Consider the following 16,835-nt stretch of genomic DNA (forward strand, 5'->3'; position numbering starts at 1 on the left):
TGCAGCATTTATGTTTGGTTTTTATGTCCCAAATTTAATTACAGGACTTCTGCAATCTTTATTCCAACTAGAATTACTCTAAATTGATGCTCATAAAATAACTCAAAGACGACATCTATGAAATATGCTATATGCACTGAAAATTTAAAATTTTCATATAGTAAAACAAAGCGCGAAATTAACAACCTTAGCATAGAAGTACCTCAAAACTCTATTTACGGTTTTTTAGGGCCTAATGGATCGGGTAAAACGACAACCATTAAGCTAATACTAGGGTTATTAAAAAATAAGGATAATAATATTTATTACAACGATGTGGATTTTAAATCCAATAAAATTGAATGTCTGTCCAATGTAGGGGCGCTTATAGAAACTCCATCACTATATGAACATCTAAGTGCTAGAGATAATCTAAGGATTAATGCTCGCTATAGAAGAAACATAAAGGAGGCTCGCATTAATGAAGTCTTAGATATAGTTAGTCTTAAACATGTGGCACGTAAAAAAGTAAAAACTTTCTCACTTGGCATGAAGCAGAGGCTAGGCATTGCTCTTGCCTTATTATCTGAACCAAGTATCCTAATTTTAGATGAGCCAACTAATGGTCTTGACCCTAATGGGATTCATGAAATTAGGAATTTGATTATTGATATTAATAAAAGGCTGAACACGACAATCTTAATATCAAGTCACTTATTAAGTGAGATTGAAAAATTATGCACTTATGTTGGCATTCTAAATAATGGAGAATTATTATTTCAAGATAAAGTAAGTGTTTTAAAGAAAAGTCAAAGTAGAAATATAGTAATTGAAGTTGAGACTGACAACATCAATAAAGTACATAAATCACTAAAATCTCAAAATATCGATAGTACAATAGTTGAAAATAAAAACTTAAATATAGCCTTGAAACGTAAGTCAGAAATCCCTGATCTAATTAATAAACTCATTTTAGGCGGCGCCACTATTTATCAAGTAAAAATTAAGAATAGCCTTGAAGATTTATTTTTAACACTAACAAATGACTGACATTTATGGACATTTATAATTACTACATCATCAATATTAAAAATGAGGTTTTAAAACTCAAAAATACTTTTGCCATTTGGCTATGCCTTCTAGGTGGTGCTTTTATTCCAGCTATTTATTTCATTTACTATACATATAAGTACGAGACTTTAATTCCTGTGGGAAATCAAAACCCATGGGATAAATTCCTCACGGATCAAATAATGTCATCGGCTTCATTATTAATACCTCTATATATTGTTCTCATCACTAGTCTTATTATTCAGATAGAGCATAAATCGGGGGCAATAAAATTTCTTTTCACACAACCAGTTCCAAAATGGTCTATTTATTTTGGTAAGCTTACAATAGTTGTCGTAACTGTAGTTGCGACATATGTCATATTTGTTTTATTGATGATAGTTTCTGGGTATTTAGTTGGAATTATTCACAAAGAATTAATGTTTTTAGAATACAGACCAAATTTAGAATTTCCCATTAAATTACTGTTTAGGTCATTTATTGCTTGCCTTGGAATTATAGGAATACAGTTTTGGATAAGTTTTAGATTCAAGAATTTCATTATTCCTCTAGGAGCGGGAATGATTCTTGTGATTACGGGATTAATAATATTTCAGGCAGAAGAAGCCTTGTACTTTCCATATGCTTATAATAGACTTAGCCTATTTGCGCTATCTCAAGAGTCTGGTGTGTATTATTGGTTTCCTCATTTTAGCTTATATAGTTTTATGTATTTCATTCTATTTTCTGTATATGGCTATTTTAATATAAACAAAATGGATATAAAATAACTACAACTCATCTTATTCGCTATTAATCTTGAGTTAAACAGACCAATGAAGTCAATTAAAAACCATCTCTTTTTGAGGTGGCTTTTTTATGTAATGGATTGGGTTACCGAATTATCTGTTATTTTTAAAATTGCACCCTGTTTTGCACCCTTTAATTACATCTCAAATTTTATTAATTTGCTGAGAAAATACCATTGATGCTTAAAAACATAGGACTCGCTATAATTTTAGTCTTTTTCTTTATTGTTGGTGCTGCCCAAAGCAAGATAGATTCTCTAAAAACAGCACTAGAAACAACGACTGATGCCGTGTTACAATTAGAGCTACTGGATAATTTGACGGAGGAATTGGTTAGAATTAGTAGCGACAAACAAGTGCCTTATCTAGAACAGTACATGACGCTTGCCAAGGCCTTAGAGGAATATGATCTCATGGCGTCCAAATCTCGTTTTTTAATTCAATATTATATTTATAAGAATAAAAATGCTATTGCCCGCAAGTTGTGTGATTCGTTACTAGGTTATAAATCAAATTTTACAAAGAAAAGCTCAGAAGCCCATTTGCTACTAAAACGTGCTGCAACACTTTATGATGATGAAGAATTAGATAGTGCGATAAAAGATTACGACAGGGCTTCGGAACTATTTTTAAAAGGGAATGACTCTATCTTTGCAGCTGACGCTTTGTTTTTTGGCGGTCAAGCGGCCACGGATGCTAATAAATTTATGCAGGCCATTCGTAAATACGAAAAGGCATCAAAACTATATGAGGCCTTGGGTGATGACGAGTATGCCATCCTAGCAGGTGCTGAATTAACATCACTATATAGCAATAATGGATTTGTTGAAAAGAGTATTGAAGAACGCGAACGTCTTATAAAAAAGGCTACCGCCAATCGTGATTTCTCTTCACTTGTGCAACTTACTGGTCAAAACATTACGGCCCATTATAAGCTTAAGGATTATGAAAAGATGTCGGCAAGTATTGATCTTTTCCTTCAACTTAAAGACAGTCTGAAGAATAGCGTTCAATATAAGTATCTCGACGTATTTGCACTTAACTATAAATTGATACACGCTAGTGAAACGGGCAACATAGAAGACGCTAAGGTGTACTTGGATACACTCTTAGAGAAAACCCAAGGGGATAAAGTAACCAATTATCTCAAAACAGATGTTTTGGTTGGAAAAGCAGCGTATTATGAGTTGGTCAATGACCAAAGGGCGCTTATTCCAATTTTAGAAGACTTAGCAAGCATAAAAAGTACCGATAGGTTAAGCGCGCAAACAAAAGCTAGGGATAAACTGGCGGATATCTATAAAAGTAAAAGGCAATTTGAAAAAGCTCTAAGGCTCAAAGACGTTAATGCTAAGATTAAAGATTCTATATATAACGCGCAAAAAACAAATGCATTTTTGTATTACCAATCCCAATTCGAAGCAGAACAAAAACAACACGAGCTTATAGCACAAGATGCAAAAATTAAACAACTAGAAGCCGAACAAAACTTGGCAACAAATAAACGCAATACGCTAATTGCGGGAGTTATGTCGGTTTTTATCATTGTTGTCGCCTTTTTCTATTTTAGAAACCGTCAAAAGATCAAAGAGCAGGCTTACCAAAATATTTTGCTAAATAATAAAGTAGCAACGAAGACAGAAGAAATCAACGAATTGTTGACAGAAACCATACAACATATAAAATCCAAAGAGCGTATAGCCGAAAACCTTCAAAAACTATCCAACGCTAACGAAGGTATTACCTTAAAGAGCATTATTGCCGACTTAAAAGCCAGTAAAGCTGATAATGCCAAGTTGATGCTCATCAAACAAAATATTGAACAGGCCAATTTTGAATTCATCAAAAAACTGAAGGCCTTACATCCAGAACTTACCAAAACGGATGTGGAAATTTGTTCATTAATACGGATCGGTTTAAGCCGTAAAGAGGTCGCCAATCTTAGGAATACCTCCATGGAAGCTATAAAATCTTCGCGTTTCCGTTTAAAAAAGAAACTCAATCTTTCAGCAGAAACAAGTTTGGATGATTATATTAATACACTGTAATTCAGTTAATTATAATCTTGCACCCTTACTTGCACCCCTAGTCTATTAGGTCTTTTAATCGTCTAATTATACATTTGATAATGACCTCAAATAATTCGCTGATTGTAATCCACGCTTGAAGACAAAAATAGATAGTCATAATAACAAGATCAATTTAGGTACAGCAAGAACGTTGAATTGTCTTCGCCTGATGAAATACCAATCAGAGGTTTTAGAACAGCATTTGGAAGTGCTCGAAAAATTAAAAGAAAAAATTAAAACGATCCGATGATGATAGGAAAATCCTCACCTGATAGAACCCTATTCGACCCCATAATTATATTTTAAGGTGCTCTTATGCCCTATTAGTGACAAATATAAAGGTTGTAAATAGTATTGTAATTGACTTGTAGTAAGTTAGTATTGGGATTTAAAGCTTTCATAAACTAGGTCAATTAAAGCCATCTCTTCAAGAGGTGGCTTTTTTTGATACTTCGCAAGTACGATGTCAGATATTGAGCCAATACGTTAGTTTTAAAACGACACCTCTGTTTTGATTAATGAAGTTGCCATCATAATTATCGGAATAAACTATAAACAAATCGCACATGGAGTTGTAGCGCCATTGTATTCTTGAATTAATATTAACAGAATCACTTTGGGAATTATACTGGGAAAATGTAGTCCAAAACAAATTATTTGCAAAATTGACTTCAAATTTTGGTATAATCAAATGAAGTTTTTCCTGACCATATACATCACCTAATTGTACATTATTAAATGAGTAATTGACTCCAAAATTTATCCATGGCGCAAATCTATATTCTAAAGATTGTGTAAGGCTTAGTTTTGTGCCCGTGTAAAAAGAACCATAAGTTAAATTAGTTCCGCTTCTAAAATCTTTTCTTAGGTCTGTTGTATAGTTGAAATAGGCTTCCATAAATTTATATTGTCCTATTGGCAAAAAATTAATTGAATCTATCAGTCTTGTGGGTGTAAAAAGATTGATGCCTATATGCTTTACTCCAATTAGGAAAAATCCGGTTGAAGACAATAAGGCATTATACTCTAAGGAAAACTCTCGGTCCATTTTACCTCTCCCTAAGCCATTAGAAATAAATGACGCTAGCCTTATACTTTGTTGATTAAACCAACTTTTAACTTTTGGCCTAAATAGATATGAAATTTGAGGGTTGAGTCGCCAGAACCCTATTTTCTCAGGTAATTCTGTTTCTGCGTTAAAATGATTAAGGCGAGGAACAAATCCTAAGTCAGATTGATAACCTTGGCCAACTCTATAAAATCCTGCACTTGTAATGATCTTACCATTGTTGTAAGAAAAATGTCCTCCAAGAAACGTGTCATCGTCTGCGGTATTACCATTGGTGAATGATTTGTGAAAAATGCCCTTAACAGAAAGGAAACCATTGTTAGAAAGATATTCGGTTTCTATCCCAGCTGTTCTATTATAGGAGTATGGATCATTATCTCTTTTAGATGTGGAAACTCTATTCGTTAAGAGCCCCTTAATTGTAGATCGGCCAAAAATATTTTTTTGAAAAGCACCTACAAAGTAATTATTAGGTAAGAACATATTATCCCTATCTGTTTGTACATTTAAAACACCAACCCTTAATGACTCAGTAAGGTTGCCAGTAAGCCTTGCACCACCTATTATTGTTATTGGTTTACCCGAATCGTCAAGGCCTATTCTTCTCGAAAAAAAAGGTGAAATTCCAGATGTGCCAAAAGAGGTGAATAAATCGGAATTTTCTAGGAAAAAGTTACGTCGTTCTGGGAAAAAAATATCAAACCTTGTAAGATTGATAACTTGTTGGTCAACATCAACATTTGAAAAGTCTGGGTTAAGCGTTAAATCTAAATTTAAAGATGAGGATAAGGCAATTTTAGCGTCTCCTCCAAAATCTATAATTGTCGCATTGTTTGTACCCGTTTCATTGTTCGTTATATGGTTGATTGCACTATAGGGTATCAATGAAATGTTTGAAGTTTTAGATTTTGGCAATTCCTCAAAAGTCATTTCACCAAAGTACCCCATATCTTGTGCATCAAAGTTAATGGGGACTTTAGACCAAGTTGAGAAATGGTTGTTTTGCATATCAGCTCTTACAAAATTGATGCCCCAAACCTTATTGGTGCTGTTAAATCTTAAGCTTTTAAATGGAATAGCTATTTCTGCAGTCCAGAAATTCTCATAGACTTTTGCTGATGAATACCATTTGTTGTCCCAATTTGAATCGGTATTGGTATGCCCGCCTTGTGCTGACAATAGCCCTTCAAATTGTGCAGATCCAGAATTGACACCAAAAATGAACCCGTTACTTTTTCTATTGATAGGGTCTAGAAGAATTATCACGGAATCACTTAGCCAATTAGCTTCGGGACTGTCCCTTTTTAAAGACAAAGTTGTAGTATTAGCTTTGTCTTGATAAGTCTTAAATGAAAAATAAAGGTAAGTATCATCAAAAGTGATTTTTACTTCGGTCTTTATTTTTGCCTTTCCAGTTTCTAGTGGCCATTGATTAAAAAACGGTTCGGTTGATGGTGTAGTTGACCAAACAGATTCTTCCAAATTGCCATCAATCATTATCTTTTCAGTAGTCTTATACAGATGGTATTTGGATGGTGTAATCTCAGGTAATGTTTTATGTTGGGAATTTAATGCTGAATACAAAAAAAGCAATAATGCTGTGAGAAGAGATTTGTTGTTCATGAGATTGAAATTGCAATGAACGAGACAAAGTATTTGATATTTGTCGCTATCACAACTGTCTTATATAGTCTACGTTTATAACAATACTGAAAACACAAGCATTGTATTAAATACTAACCAACATAAAATTGAATAATATCTGCCTTAGCTATTAGTGCACGATTTAATAAAGCGCTATATAGGCGATAAATTGAGTTTTGTGTATTGCTTATAGTGTTGTTTGTATAAAATGCAGTTGCTTGCCAAGTCAATTAAGTATTTTGTTCAAAAATGAATAGAACTCGATTGATGAGCTTTGTTCTACTATTGAAACAGTGCTATAACGACTCTGAAGAGGAAAAGGCGGTTAAAAAACTATAAATTGAAAGTCGAACCAAAGACGTCGGTTTTAACAAAATCTAATTAAATTAGAGGGTAATCCCAGATACAAGTAATGAACTTTAGATTGATTACAAATAGATTATTTCAAATACATGTCTTGTACTGGATTGCTTTTCTACTGTTCTTTTCATTGATTTGGGGGACATATGACCATAGTTATTATAGAAACTTTATGATACAGTTTCTGAGTCTTCCTGCAAGATTGCTTTTGGTTTATGTGACTTTATTTATTTTGATTCCTAAGTTCTTTTTAAATAAAGAATACATGAAGTTCATCATGTGCTTTTGCCTATTGTTATTAGTATCTGCGATGGTACAACGAGGTGTAATGATATTTATAGTAGAAGGGCGTTATTTACCCTACAGAAGCCAAAATTATTTTAAAGTAACAGAGTTGATGAATACCGTACTAGATGTCAACTTAGCACTAATTATTCCTTTCATTTATACCTTATATCAATTTTGGAACAGGTCTCAAAAAGAGGCTGAGCTTCTAAAAAAGGAGAATCGAGAACTGGTGAAAGACAAATCAAAAGCATTTATTTATTTAAAAAAAGGGAAAGCGCTACAGAAGGTACTTTTAAATGATATTATTTTCATTGAAAGCCTCAAAAACTATGTTAGAGTAAAGACGAAAGATAAAGAAATCACTGGTTATGGAAGTATTTCTGCTATGGAAGAACTATTGCCAAAAGAGCATTTTATCAGAGTACACAGGTCCTTTATAGTATCCGTAGAGTACATAACGTCATTTTCACCAACACAAATTGATTTAGGAGGAATCGTTATACCAATAGGTAGGAAATTTAAAGAAAGCGTGAAGGAAAAACTAGGGTATTATTAATCGATAAAAGACAGTAATTAATAGCAGGAAACGTACAGAACTGTTGGAACTAAAAAAAGGGGTAAGGTTTTAGAGCCGACAGTAGTGCACAAGCCTCCTTGATTTCTCAAGGCATTCTTTGTTAGAACTTAAAGACAACGAAAAAGTGTGAGTAGTAAAGCATTTCTAACATTGGCATTGTAAAGGTCTATTGGATTGCGCATACCATATTTATCAAAGGGTTTAGTTCTTAGGCCCAATTATGGTACTTGTCCATAGTTTTGTCCATGTGTTTTAGAGTGTGTTTTATACTTTAATTCAGAAAATCCGTGATTTTAATTTAAATTAGTAGTTCCCTTCTAATTTTTGCTTGACCCTTCTAAATCCAGTACCATGGTGTTGAGAAAAAATAAAGTGCTGAGTATCCTTTTCTTTATAATTTGCACCACATTTTGTGCACAGACCAGTCCAGAAGATTATATAAAGGTTATCGAGTCTACAGTTGATGACGATCTTAAGTACAAGGCTCTAGACAGTCTCATTTTCGCATTAAAATGGGACGAAAACCCCAAGCAATACGCCAATTATACGGAGGTCTATATAGATTTGGCTATCGAAAGAAACAACTTTAAAGATGCCATACATGCAGCTACCTTTGCGTTTTCTGCCATCAACAATCAGCTGGGTGAGCCAGCGCGCGCTTTAAAGATGCTCAATAAGGTGGAGGCGTATAAAGACCAAGTGGATGATACAGAAGTCGTGGGAACGATATACCTTAAAAAAGGAGGCGCCTATTATAATGGTAAAGATTTTTCAAAAGCCGTTGTAAACTATACCAAGGCTACTGAAATATTCACGGCACAAGATTCAATTTTTGAAGCTGATGCCATCTTTTTTAGAGGGCAAGCACAATTTGCTATGGGTAACTATGTAGATGCTGTCAATGATTTTGATGTGGCTTACCAGTTCTATGAGAATCTCGGTGATGAACAATATATGTTTTATACTAAAGCTAATATTATAAGTGCTTATGGTATTAATGGGTTTCACTCTAAAACCATTGAAGAGCGCAATAAACTAATTGATAAAAAGCTATCGATAAACTACCACGACGGCTTAGCCGTGGATTATTATAACCAGTCGATCAACTATGGGAGAGTAAATGATTTAGAGGCTCAGGAAGCTTGCTTGCTTAAGGCCTTAAAGTATTTGGACTCTAATAAAAATCATCACAATCCTGAGGGCGAGTTTGTCATGGTGCATTCGGCCTTGGCCAGTTTTTATATGAAAACTGAAGATTTGGACAAAGCAAAAACATATTTAGATAAAGCTGAAACTAAGGCCATGGCTTTTAAGGAAATGACGTTTTTTAAATTAGCATTTGTTGAAGCAAAAGCCAAATATTTATTTCTTACGGGCGATTTAGAAGCTTCTGAGCAATTGGCACTTAGAGCATTGGAGCAAACAGAAACTTGGAAGCGGACCTCGCTGATTATTTATCTCAATACCTTGTTGTATGAGATCAATACCGCAAAAGGGAGTTATAAAGATGCACTTAAGTATTTTGAAGCTAAGACCAAAATCCAAGATTCTATTTTTAGCAAAGAAAAAACCAACGCATTTTCATATTACCAAACCCTCTACGAAACCGAACGCAAAGAAAAGGAAATCGCCACTCAAGATGCCAACATTAAAATTTTAGAACAAGAAAAGTCTATAGAACAAGAAAAAACAAGAACACTCATCATTCTTTTAGCTTTTCTAATTGCTGTAACTGTTGGGGTCATCTATGTGTTTAAACAACGCGCCCGGCAGTTAAAAGAGACATTAGTATTTCATAAAAAGGAATTGACAGCCTACACCAAAGAACTTCTTAAAAAAAGTAGGGAGCACGATATTTTAAAAGATGAGTTGATGGCGCTTAAAAAAGAACAGCTAGACGATAATAAATTAGAGAAACTACAGGATTTAATATCTTCTAAAATTCTTACCACTGAAGATTGGAAGGAATTTAAACTAAAATTCGAAAAAGTCTATCCTAGTTTCTTAATTAAGGCAAGATTGAATAACGAACTTACCAATGCCGATGAACGTTTACTGACCTTAGAAAAATTAAATCTAAAAACATCAGAAATTGCTGATGTACTTGGGGTGTCTTCCGATAGTGTTATAAAAAATCGCTATCGTTTAAGGAAAAAACTAGGGCTGTCTAAAAACACACCAATTACAGAGATTGCTAAGGCATAACAAGATGTCCATGTGTTTGTCCATCCCTATTATTAGGCCCTTAAGCATAATTAAATTTACTTCGCTCTATCTATTATTCGCAATGCGTTAAGTGGGTGCCAGTAGGTTAACTTTAGTTTAGGGATTAAAATTAATTGGCCTATTGATGAATAGCAGCAAGCGCGACCTTGGTTAAGCGTCGCGCTTGTTTTTTGCTAAAATTTAAATGACCTGTTACTTCACTATTAAGGTGTATTGTGGTGTCGGATTTAAAGGACAGAAGTATACGTATTCGCCTTTAGTTAAGGTCGTAACATTCGATGTTCCTTTCGAATTATTGTCTACGGCTTTTGTAACGTATGCCGTTTTGATGTGTGCGTCTGGATTGGATTTTGGAGCCAAAACAAAACCGACTTGGTGCCCAACATTGTTGTTCGAAATTTCGAAAATATAAGCGCCTTCTTCAAGCGTTATAGTCTTTTGAGTAAACGCCCCTTTGGTTTGTTCTAAAGATACAACAGTAGCTTTGGCGTCCTTCATCATCGCTTCTTTTTTCATGCTATCTTGGGCATTACCAGTTAAGGTAAAACTTAAAATAATAACTAGGATTGAAATGATTTTTTTCATAATTTAAATATTTAAAAATTGTTTAATAATTTGGTTTTTAATATATTAGATTAACTAATTAATAGGTTTAAGTCACATAGTTTTGTAAGCGAGACCATTTGTTTGGGATTAGTATAAATTGTCTCCTTGCCTAAAAAAACTATATGTGAGCACGGAACCCTAAGTCCGTGCTCTTTTAGACTTAAACAGGTTGCCCTTCTAATGGTTGTGCCACCGGAAAGTCCACAGGAACTTGTGTTGTGCTGTGGATGTAGTTGGAAATGGTTTTATCACCTACCAATGAAATCGTATCGATTAAATTGGCTTTGGTATAACCAGCGTTAAAAAAGTTCTCTAAAACAGCGTCATCGGTACGACCTCTATTTTCGGTGATATTTCTAGCCAATCGTGCCAAAGCATCTAGCTTCGTGTTCACAGTAGAATAACCAGCTCTTAATTCTAAGATTTGCTCATCGGTAAAACCGTTCATTTTTCCTATGGCCGTGTGGGCAGAAAGACAATAGATACAATCGTTAACCTGGCTCACGGCTAAGTTGACCACTTCTTTTTCTTTTGCTGATAAAGAGGTTTTAGCGTTGGCAAAGTTTAAATAGTTTTCTAAGGCTGTATCACTATGTGCATAAGTGGCATATAGATTTGGTACAAAACCAAGGGCTTTGTTGAGGTTGTCGAATATCGCTTGATTGTTAGCGCTTACGTCTTCTCTTGTTGGTACATTGAATGTGCTCATAATTTTTAATGTTTTAGTGGTTTAAATTTTATGTGTTTGATATTGATTTTTTGGTCGGTACAAAGTTGCGACCTATAGGGTTCCTTTAAAATGATTATTATTCCCTTTGGCTTGTCATTTTTTCCCTATTGGCTAATGTGAGGTTTCTCGGCATCACAATAGTAATCGTGAATGTGCTTATGTTCGCAATGTGTTTTGGGAATAATGGTATTTATGATTCGCTTTGGACTTCTTCTGAATATTTCTATAAGATTAAATATAGATTTGTTTTTTACTTTCATCTTTTCTCTGTTTTATATTACAGTGCAAAGATGGAGAAGACCCTTATGGTATAAAATGAAAAATTTGCCCTTTGGCTTGTCAATTTTTCCTAAGCTATTGGTTTGAGTTGTTTTTTAAAGTCAGATGGAGATTGGGAAGTGTGTTTTTTAAAAAGTCGACTGAGGTGCGAGGCATCTTCAAAGCCAACTTCGTATGCAATTTCTTTAGCCGTTTTATCGGTATATATAAGAAGACGTTTTGCCTCTAAGATAATACGCTCGTGAATAATTTGAAGCGGACTTCGATTCAATTTAGCAAAATTGTTAGAGAGTGTTTTTGGTGATTTAAACAATTGTTCGGCATAAAAGGCAACGCTATGCTCTCTTTTAAAATGTTGTTCTACCAGAAAATTAAACGAACGTAGTAAATCTACTTTACTACTTTTGGCTGTTTCTGTAAGACCATCTTTGGCTTTTAAGAGACGCGTACTTTTAATGATAAAACGCGCCATGAGCATGCGCAACATTTCGGCCTGAATATTATCTTTAGTATGGAGCTCGTCTATAAATACCTCGTGCAATAATTCAAATTTGCGTTGTTCCACCTCATCCAAATGAATTATGGGAATGTTGGAATTGCCAAAGAAGAGTATACCGACGCAGCTTACTTCATGGTCGTGATCTTTAATACAATAAAACTCGCGGTTAAATTGATAAATCACAACCTCACTTGGCTGAATGATTTGTAAATACTGAATAGGGGTAAGTGCTAAGATACTGTTGGGTTCTACAATGACAGGAACACTATCTATAACCACTTCAACAGGTCGGGTTTTTGTCCAAATAAAGGTGTATAATTCTGTTTGCTTTGGTTGAATAAATTGCTCTAAGAGGGTTTCATTTTCTATTTTGAAAACGGCACTGGTCGTAAATTCCTTAAACTGTAATTGCATAGCAGCTTAGTCTTGGTCGTAAAGCATTCATTACATAGCCTTTCAACTTTCTACAGTAGCGGTCTTAAGGTTTGCCAAATATTGATGTACTTGACTCATAGCCATAGACCCTTTACCATCAGCATACATTGAGATCTTTTCCTTGATGTTCAACTCATGAGTTACTTTGAACATTGGTGCTGATGAAGTAAAAAGTCTGATTTTTACAGCCCTATTTTATAGGTCATTCTCAAAGTTGCGAGGCAATAGTATTTAGTTTTTCAGCAGGGTCTTTGTTTCAACAAAATCACCACCGGATTCATATATTTGAATGAAATAAGTTCCAGGATCAAGATCGGACAAGTCGAGTCGCTCAAAATCAGAACTAAATACCTTTACACGCTGTCCAAGGGAATTAAATACGTCAATATGGATAATATTAGACGTATCCCCTTGAGTGTAAATCCATCCGTTGGTTGGATTTGGGTACAACGCTATTTCATCCATTGAATCAGTTTTAAACTCATCCTTGTTCAATTGACTTTTATTTCCAAGTGGGTTGATATACACACTATTTAACTGATCGATACAATTATCAGGACTACCACTACATGCTCTAAGTGTGTATCCTTCCAATCCATTGATGCGCGTATTGTCTGTTTCAAATTGCAATTCGGGGTTTTCACTGTCATCTAAGAATTCAATTTTGAGATGTACCAATAAGGAATTAGTAGTGGTTATATTATTTGTAAAGTAACTCTCTGATAACATTTGTTCCCAACTAAAGGCAAAGCTACCACTAGCATTATCTAAAGTTTTACTAGGTATTTGATAATAAGGTAAATAGACCTCTGGTGAGATTTCGTGCTGTTGACCTAATACGTATGTTTTTGTTGGAAAGGTGAGTTCAAACTTGTTATTGACCACAATATTTTCTCCAAAGGCATCAGTATTGTAATTAAAATACAATACACCGTCCCCAAGTTTAAGATCTTCACTACCGGAAATTTGGATGTCGGCTTCATAATAGCTTGTGGCTCCATCTTGAGTGATATTCTCATTGATAATTTGATAGTAAATGGTGGGTGCAACTATTGGGGTGGTACTTCTTATGGTAGGAAATTGCTCTCCTCTTAGGTAATTGTTTAGTAAATTATTGAAGTCGCTTAGTACGCTTACTTGGCCATCAAAATCTAGGTCTTCATTTAAATATCCAGTCAAACCAGCTTTTGAATGAAATTCTTTTTGGTCAATAATATCGGCTTGTCCGTTTCCATCAGTATCAAAGACATACATTCCATAAGAACCACTATCTAGAAGTGTTACGGCATAATCGTCCCCTTGGACATCGGATGAGCTTACACTAAGATCTAAAGATGTGGTTGTTGCATTTAGTGCAATAGCATTTTTGCTCATAATACCTAGGTGATTACGATGGTTGATAACCACGTGATAGTTACCCGCCGTTGCATAAAATTCTAAGGCCGAGCTACCGTCTGCAGCCACTACATCTCCATCTCTTTGTAACAAAGCCGATTTGCTTTCCACAATCAACGTTTTGTCAGTTTTATCCCTCAATTCTACCCAGACCCAATCTACAATAGCATCACTTCCTGTAGTAGTAAAGATCGAAGCATTACAGGTTATGGCATCTGCATACGGACTCGTGGTTGGAATATAGCCAGCAACACGTAAATCGTCACGCATTAATGACGCCTCCCCTGGATTAGGATTTATAGCCGCTCCCTGAAGAAACACCTTTGTAGCAAGACTTACAGGAGAAAATACTTCAAATACCAACTCAAAGCGATTGTCGTAATAGCCTGCGTCTAAGTTTACCAAATACTCACCTGTTCTTAGGTTATGAAATACCCCTAGGTGCTTGTCTAATAGGTAAATGTCTTTTGAGGTGGGAATATTTATCAACTCATCGATTTTAATGCTCACTTGTCCCTGGGTATTGGTTTGTATCCCCAAGGGCAATCTTCGATCGGTATTCAGATCGCTCACCCCTTGTACGTCACATAAGTAAGCATCCAAGATCCAGAAGATGTCTTCATTATTTGTTTGGTACCGTTGAGTGTCATAACCGCTGTCATAGCCATCCGTTGCATTTGGATCTGCACCGACTAATAGTTTTCGATTATATCCTGCTACTGAATTGAACTCAAGCCTTATTTTTTCTCTGGTATCTACCTCGGTAGGTGGGCCTGGGTCAGTTGCCGCTGGTCTTAAGAAAACCGAATCATTACCTTCCCTTTTGAATTCACGCTGCCCGTTGTTAAAGACAATTTCACCGTCTGTGTAGGCCATCACAAAGAAAGCCTGTCCCACCGGAATGAATCGTCGGGGCACATTAGGAGAAGGAACTCCCACAAAAGGGTTTGTATTGAATGGGTCTGCCTCTTCTCCGGCAAGACCATTATAGCTAGCATAGCCCCCAATATAAGCAGCGGTGTTATGGGATGCTCCACCCAGATGATCCCAGAAATAGAGCGTCCCATCCAATACCGATGCGTTATCAGCGATAAATTGATTAGCATCTATGGCCGAAGGATAGGGGTTGCCAATCAGGTAATGGTTCCCAGCCTCAACCGTCAGGGTGTACTCTCCATTGTTGGGTAGGCCTTCGAAGACATAGTTTTGCGTATCTGTATACGGATCGGTGTGGATTTTCACTCCTTTCATGGTATATCCCTCTCCAACATTTAAACGTCCATTTTCTCCCACAGGCATCCAGTTGGAATATTCGCCGGGAAGATTGGATAATGTATAAATCCAAAAATCTGCAATGGAAATCGGGTCGGTAGTATCATCACCATTATAACCTCCGATAAAACTCATGGTTTGAGGATCATTTGAGGCGGTACCATCCAACATGACTTCAGCAACTGAGTAATCCTCATGAGACGAAGAGGACACGGGCACTACGGGAGAACACCAGTAATTATACATATACAAGCTTCTTGTTCCCTGTTGATCTATTTGTAGACTTCCCATGCTTGTAGGGTCCAAGAAACTTCCTTCTCCCTGAATCAATTGCGATTCCCCCACCAGATCCAACGTTCCATCAATTTTCAGGTAGTGAGTTACGTTAAGAGAATGCCCTGTGTTTTCTTCGGGCAGGGTCGCGGTATCGTTGGGATCGGTAATGCTCAGTATATTGGAGTCGACCAAAAGCCCCAAAAGGGTGAGGTCTCTGTCTGGCGAAGTCACATTATGGCTGGTCTCTACAATATTCCATTCTATAGGAGTGCTGCCATCAATGGCGGTACCATTTGGAAAGCTCCAGTCATTGCCGTGTAACCAAGTAGCAGCATCGTCCCAATCACCATTAGCAGTGGATGTATAAGGCAGGGGAGCCGTAGTTGCTGTTGTGAATATGGGATTTCCGTTTAAAGTACCGTTTCGTCCATTACCAGAACTGTCCAATGTATCACCATCTAATTGGTAATAGCCCAAGAGGTTATTCCAATCCAATCCTGGTATCTCCTGATTGGTTGTCACACCCTCAATACCAGTAGGAGTTACAGTGTTATTCTCCCTGATTTCCTGATTCATCATCTCACGAATCTGTTGTTCAGTTAAAGCCACATCCCATAGGCGTACCTCATCAATAAATCCATTAAAATCTTGGCCTAAAAAACTGGCTCCTATTTCAAGCTGATGACGATTTGTACTAAAATAGTTAATTCTATCCATAGATCGTGATTCAATAAGAACACCATCAACATAGAGCCTTGCGAGCGTAGGCGCACCCGTATCGTCAAAGGTGACCGCAACATGGTGCCAAGTGTTTGCTGTAACACGATGGGTAGCAGTCATAGTATTAAATCCACCATCAATCCATCTAAGCGTGAGAAAATTTGATTGTACAAATAATCGGAAGCCTCTAAATCCCCACCAGGAAGAAAAGTTGCTAATAATATTTCTTTCGCTGTGGTCTGAGTTTGGTGTTCTGTTTAAAAACCAAGCTTCTATCGTAAATTCGGATCCGTTTCTGCCTAGATCGAATTCCGCTATAGTATTGTCAAATGAAACATGATCGACAGACCCATCCAAATCAATTTGGGCAGTTATGGTTGTCGATATAAAAAGATAGGCTAGGATTGAAAGTAGTAGTGTTTTTTTCATTGACTTAAGGTTGTTTAAATAAGATGCGACTAAAATTATGAGGCATTAAACGAAAAAAAAATAAGTAGTACTACGGATTAAAATAGTAACGCTACCTATTGTTTAAAATGCTGAAAAAGACTA

Annotated in this window: 12 protein-coding genes; 5 read left to right on the plus strand and 7 right to left on the minus strand. The window is 35.9% G+C overall.

All coding sequences use genetic code 11. From position 1 onward, the window contains the following. Positions 1–117: 117 nt before the first annotated feature. The 3 genes from ACO052_RS04510 to ACO052_RS04520 all read left to right on the plus strand — a co-directional run bounded on the left by ACO052_RS04510 (position 118) and on the right by ACO052_RS04520 (position 3,886). Positions 118–1,029: an ABC transporter ATP-binding protein gene (locus ACO052_RS04510; protein ID WP_422106820.1), complete on the plus strand. Its 912-nt coding sequence runs from the start codon at positions 118–120 to the stop codon at positions 1,027–1,029. A gap of 5 nt (positions 1,030–1,034) precedes the next feature. Beyond that, complete coding sequence (locus tag ACO052_RS04515; protein WP_422106821.1) at positions 1,035–1,820, plus strand: ABC transporter permease; 786 nt, start codon at positions 1,035–1,037, stop codon at positions 1,818–1,820. A gap of 197 nt (positions 1,821–2,017) precedes the next feature. Next, positions 2,018–3,886, plus strand: a complete 1,869-nt coding sequence (locus tag ACO052_RS04520; RefSeq protein ID WP_422106822.1) for a helix-turn-helix transcriptional regulator — start codon at positions 2,018–2,020, stop codon at positions 3,884–3,886. A gap of 487 nt (positions 3,887–4,373) precedes the next feature. Here ACO052_RS04520 and ACO052_RS04525 read toward each other — a convergent pair whose 3' ends face one another. Further along, entirely contained in the window at positions 4,374–6,599 is a 2,226-nt protein-coding gene (locus ACO052_RS04525) for a DUF5916 domain-containing protein (RefSeq protein ID WP_422106823.1), read from the minus strand. A 709-nt stretch (positions 6,600–7,308) separates the two neighbouring features. Here ACO052_RS04525 and ACO052_RS04530 point away from each other — a divergent pair. Then, complete coding sequence (locus ACO052_RS04530; RefSeq protein ID WP_422106824.1) at positions 7,309–7,824, plus strand: LytR/AlgR family response regulator transcription factor; 516 nt, start codon at positions 7,309–7,311, stop codon at positions 7,822–7,824. A gap of 372 nt (positions 7,825–8,196) precedes the next feature. Next, positions 8,197–10,050: a hypothetical protein gene (locus ACO052_RS04535; protein ID WP_422106825.1), complete on the plus strand. Its 1,854-nt coding sequence runs from the start codon at positions 8,197–8,199 to the stop codon at positions 10,048–10,050. Between the two features lie 213 nt (positions 10,051–10,263). Here the strand turns inward: ACO052_RS04535 and ACO052_RS04540 are convergent, their stop codons facing one another. The 6 genes from ACO052_RS04540 to ACO052_RS04565 form a co-directional block, all read right to left on the minus strand. Then, positions 10,264–10,656 (minus strand): cupredoxin domain-containing protein, encoded by a 393-nt coding sequence (locus ACO052_RS04540; protein WP_422106826.1) that lies wholly within the window; start codon positions 10,654–10,656, stop codon positions 10,264–10,266. Between the two features lie 181 nt (positions 10,657–10,837). Then, on the minus strand, positions 10,838–11,386 hold the full coding sequence (locus ACO052_RS04545; RefSeq protein ID WP_422106827.1) for a carboxymuconolactone decarboxylase family protein: 549 nt from the start codon (positions 11,384–11,386) through the stop codon (positions 10,838–10,840). 125 nt (positions 11,387–11,511) lie between these two features. Continuing rightward, a complete protein-coding gene (locus tag ACO052_RS04550) occupies positions 11,512–11,667 on the minus strand; it encodes a hypothetical protein (RefSeq protein ID WP_422106828.1) in 156 nt (51 codons plus the stop codon). An 89-nt stretch (positions 11,668–11,756) separates the two neighbouring features. Continuing rightward, entirely contained in the window at positions 11,757–12,599 is an 843-nt protein-coding gene (locus ACO052_RS04555; RefSeq protein ID WP_422106829.1) for a helix-turn-helix domain-containing protein, read from the minus strand. Positions 12,600–12,641: 42 nt separating this feature from the next. Further along, positions 12,642–12,773 carry a hypothetical protein gene (locus ACO052_RS04560; protein WP_422106830.1) on the minus strand — a complete coding sequence of 44 codons (132 nt, stop codon included), beginning with the start codon at positions 12,771–12,773 and terminating at the stop codon, positions 12,642–12,644. 78 nt (positions 12,774–12,851) lie between these two features. After that, positions 12,852–16,712, minus strand: a complete 3,861-nt coding sequence (locus tag ACO052_RS04565) for a LamG-like jellyroll fold domain-containing protein (RefSeq protein ID WP_422106831.1) — start codon at positions 16,710–16,712, stop codon at positions 12,852–12,854. Positions 16,713–16,835 lie beyond the last annotated feature (123 nt).

The organism is Winogradskyella sp. (genome assembly GCF_965228925.1).
Taxonomy (GTDB): Bacteria; Bacteroidota; Bacteroidia; order Flavobacteriales; family Flavobacteriaceae; genus Winogradskyella.

Coding starts and splice junctions, on each gene's coding strand:
- ACO052_RS04515 (WP_422106821.1), top strand. CDS start 1,035: ATGGACATTTATAATTACTACATCATCAATATTAAAAATGAGGTTTTA.
- ACO052_RS04550 (WP_422106828.1), bottom strand. CDS start 11,667: ATGAAAGTAAAAAACAAATCTATATTTAATCTTATAGAAATATTCAGA.
- ACO052_RS04545 (WP_422106827.1), bottom strand. CDS start 11,386: ATGAGCACATTCAATGTACCAACAAGAGAAGACGTAAGCGCTAACAAT.
- ACO052_RS04530 (WP_422106824.1), top strand. CDS start 7,309: ATGATATTTATAGTAGAAGGGCGTTATTTACCCTACAGAAGCCAAAAT.
- ACO052_RS04535 (WP_422106825.1), top strand. CDS start 8,197: ATGGTGTTGAGAAAAAATAAAGTGCTGAGTATCCTTTTCTTTATAATT.
- ACO052_RS04565 (WP_422106831.1), bottom strand. CDS start 16,712: ATGAAAAAAACACTACTACTTTCAATCCTAGCCTATCTTTTTATATCG.
- ACO052_RS04510 (WP_422106820.1), top strand. CDS start 118: ATGAAATATGCTATATGCACTGAAAATTTAAAATTTTCATATAGTAAA.
- ACO052_RS04520 (WP_422106822.1), top strand. CDS start 2,018: ATGCTTAAAAACATAGGACTCGCTATAATTTTAGTCTTTTTCTTTATT.
- ACO052_RS04555 (WP_422106829.1), bottom strand. CDS start 12,599: ATGCAATTACAGTTTAAGGAATTTACGACCAGTGCCGTTTTCAAAATA.
- ACO052_RS04525 (WP_422106823.1), bottom strand. CDS start 6,599: ATGAACAACAAATCTCTTCTCACAGCATTATTGCTTTTTTTGTATTCA.
- ACO052_RS04540 (WP_422106826.1), bottom strand. CDS start 10,656: ATGAAAAAAATCATTTCAATCCTAGTTATTATTTTAAGTTTTACCTTA.
- ACO052_RS04560 (WP_422106830.1), bottom strand. CDS start 12,773: ATGTTCAAAGTAACTCATGAGTTGAACATCAAGGAAAAGATCTCAATG.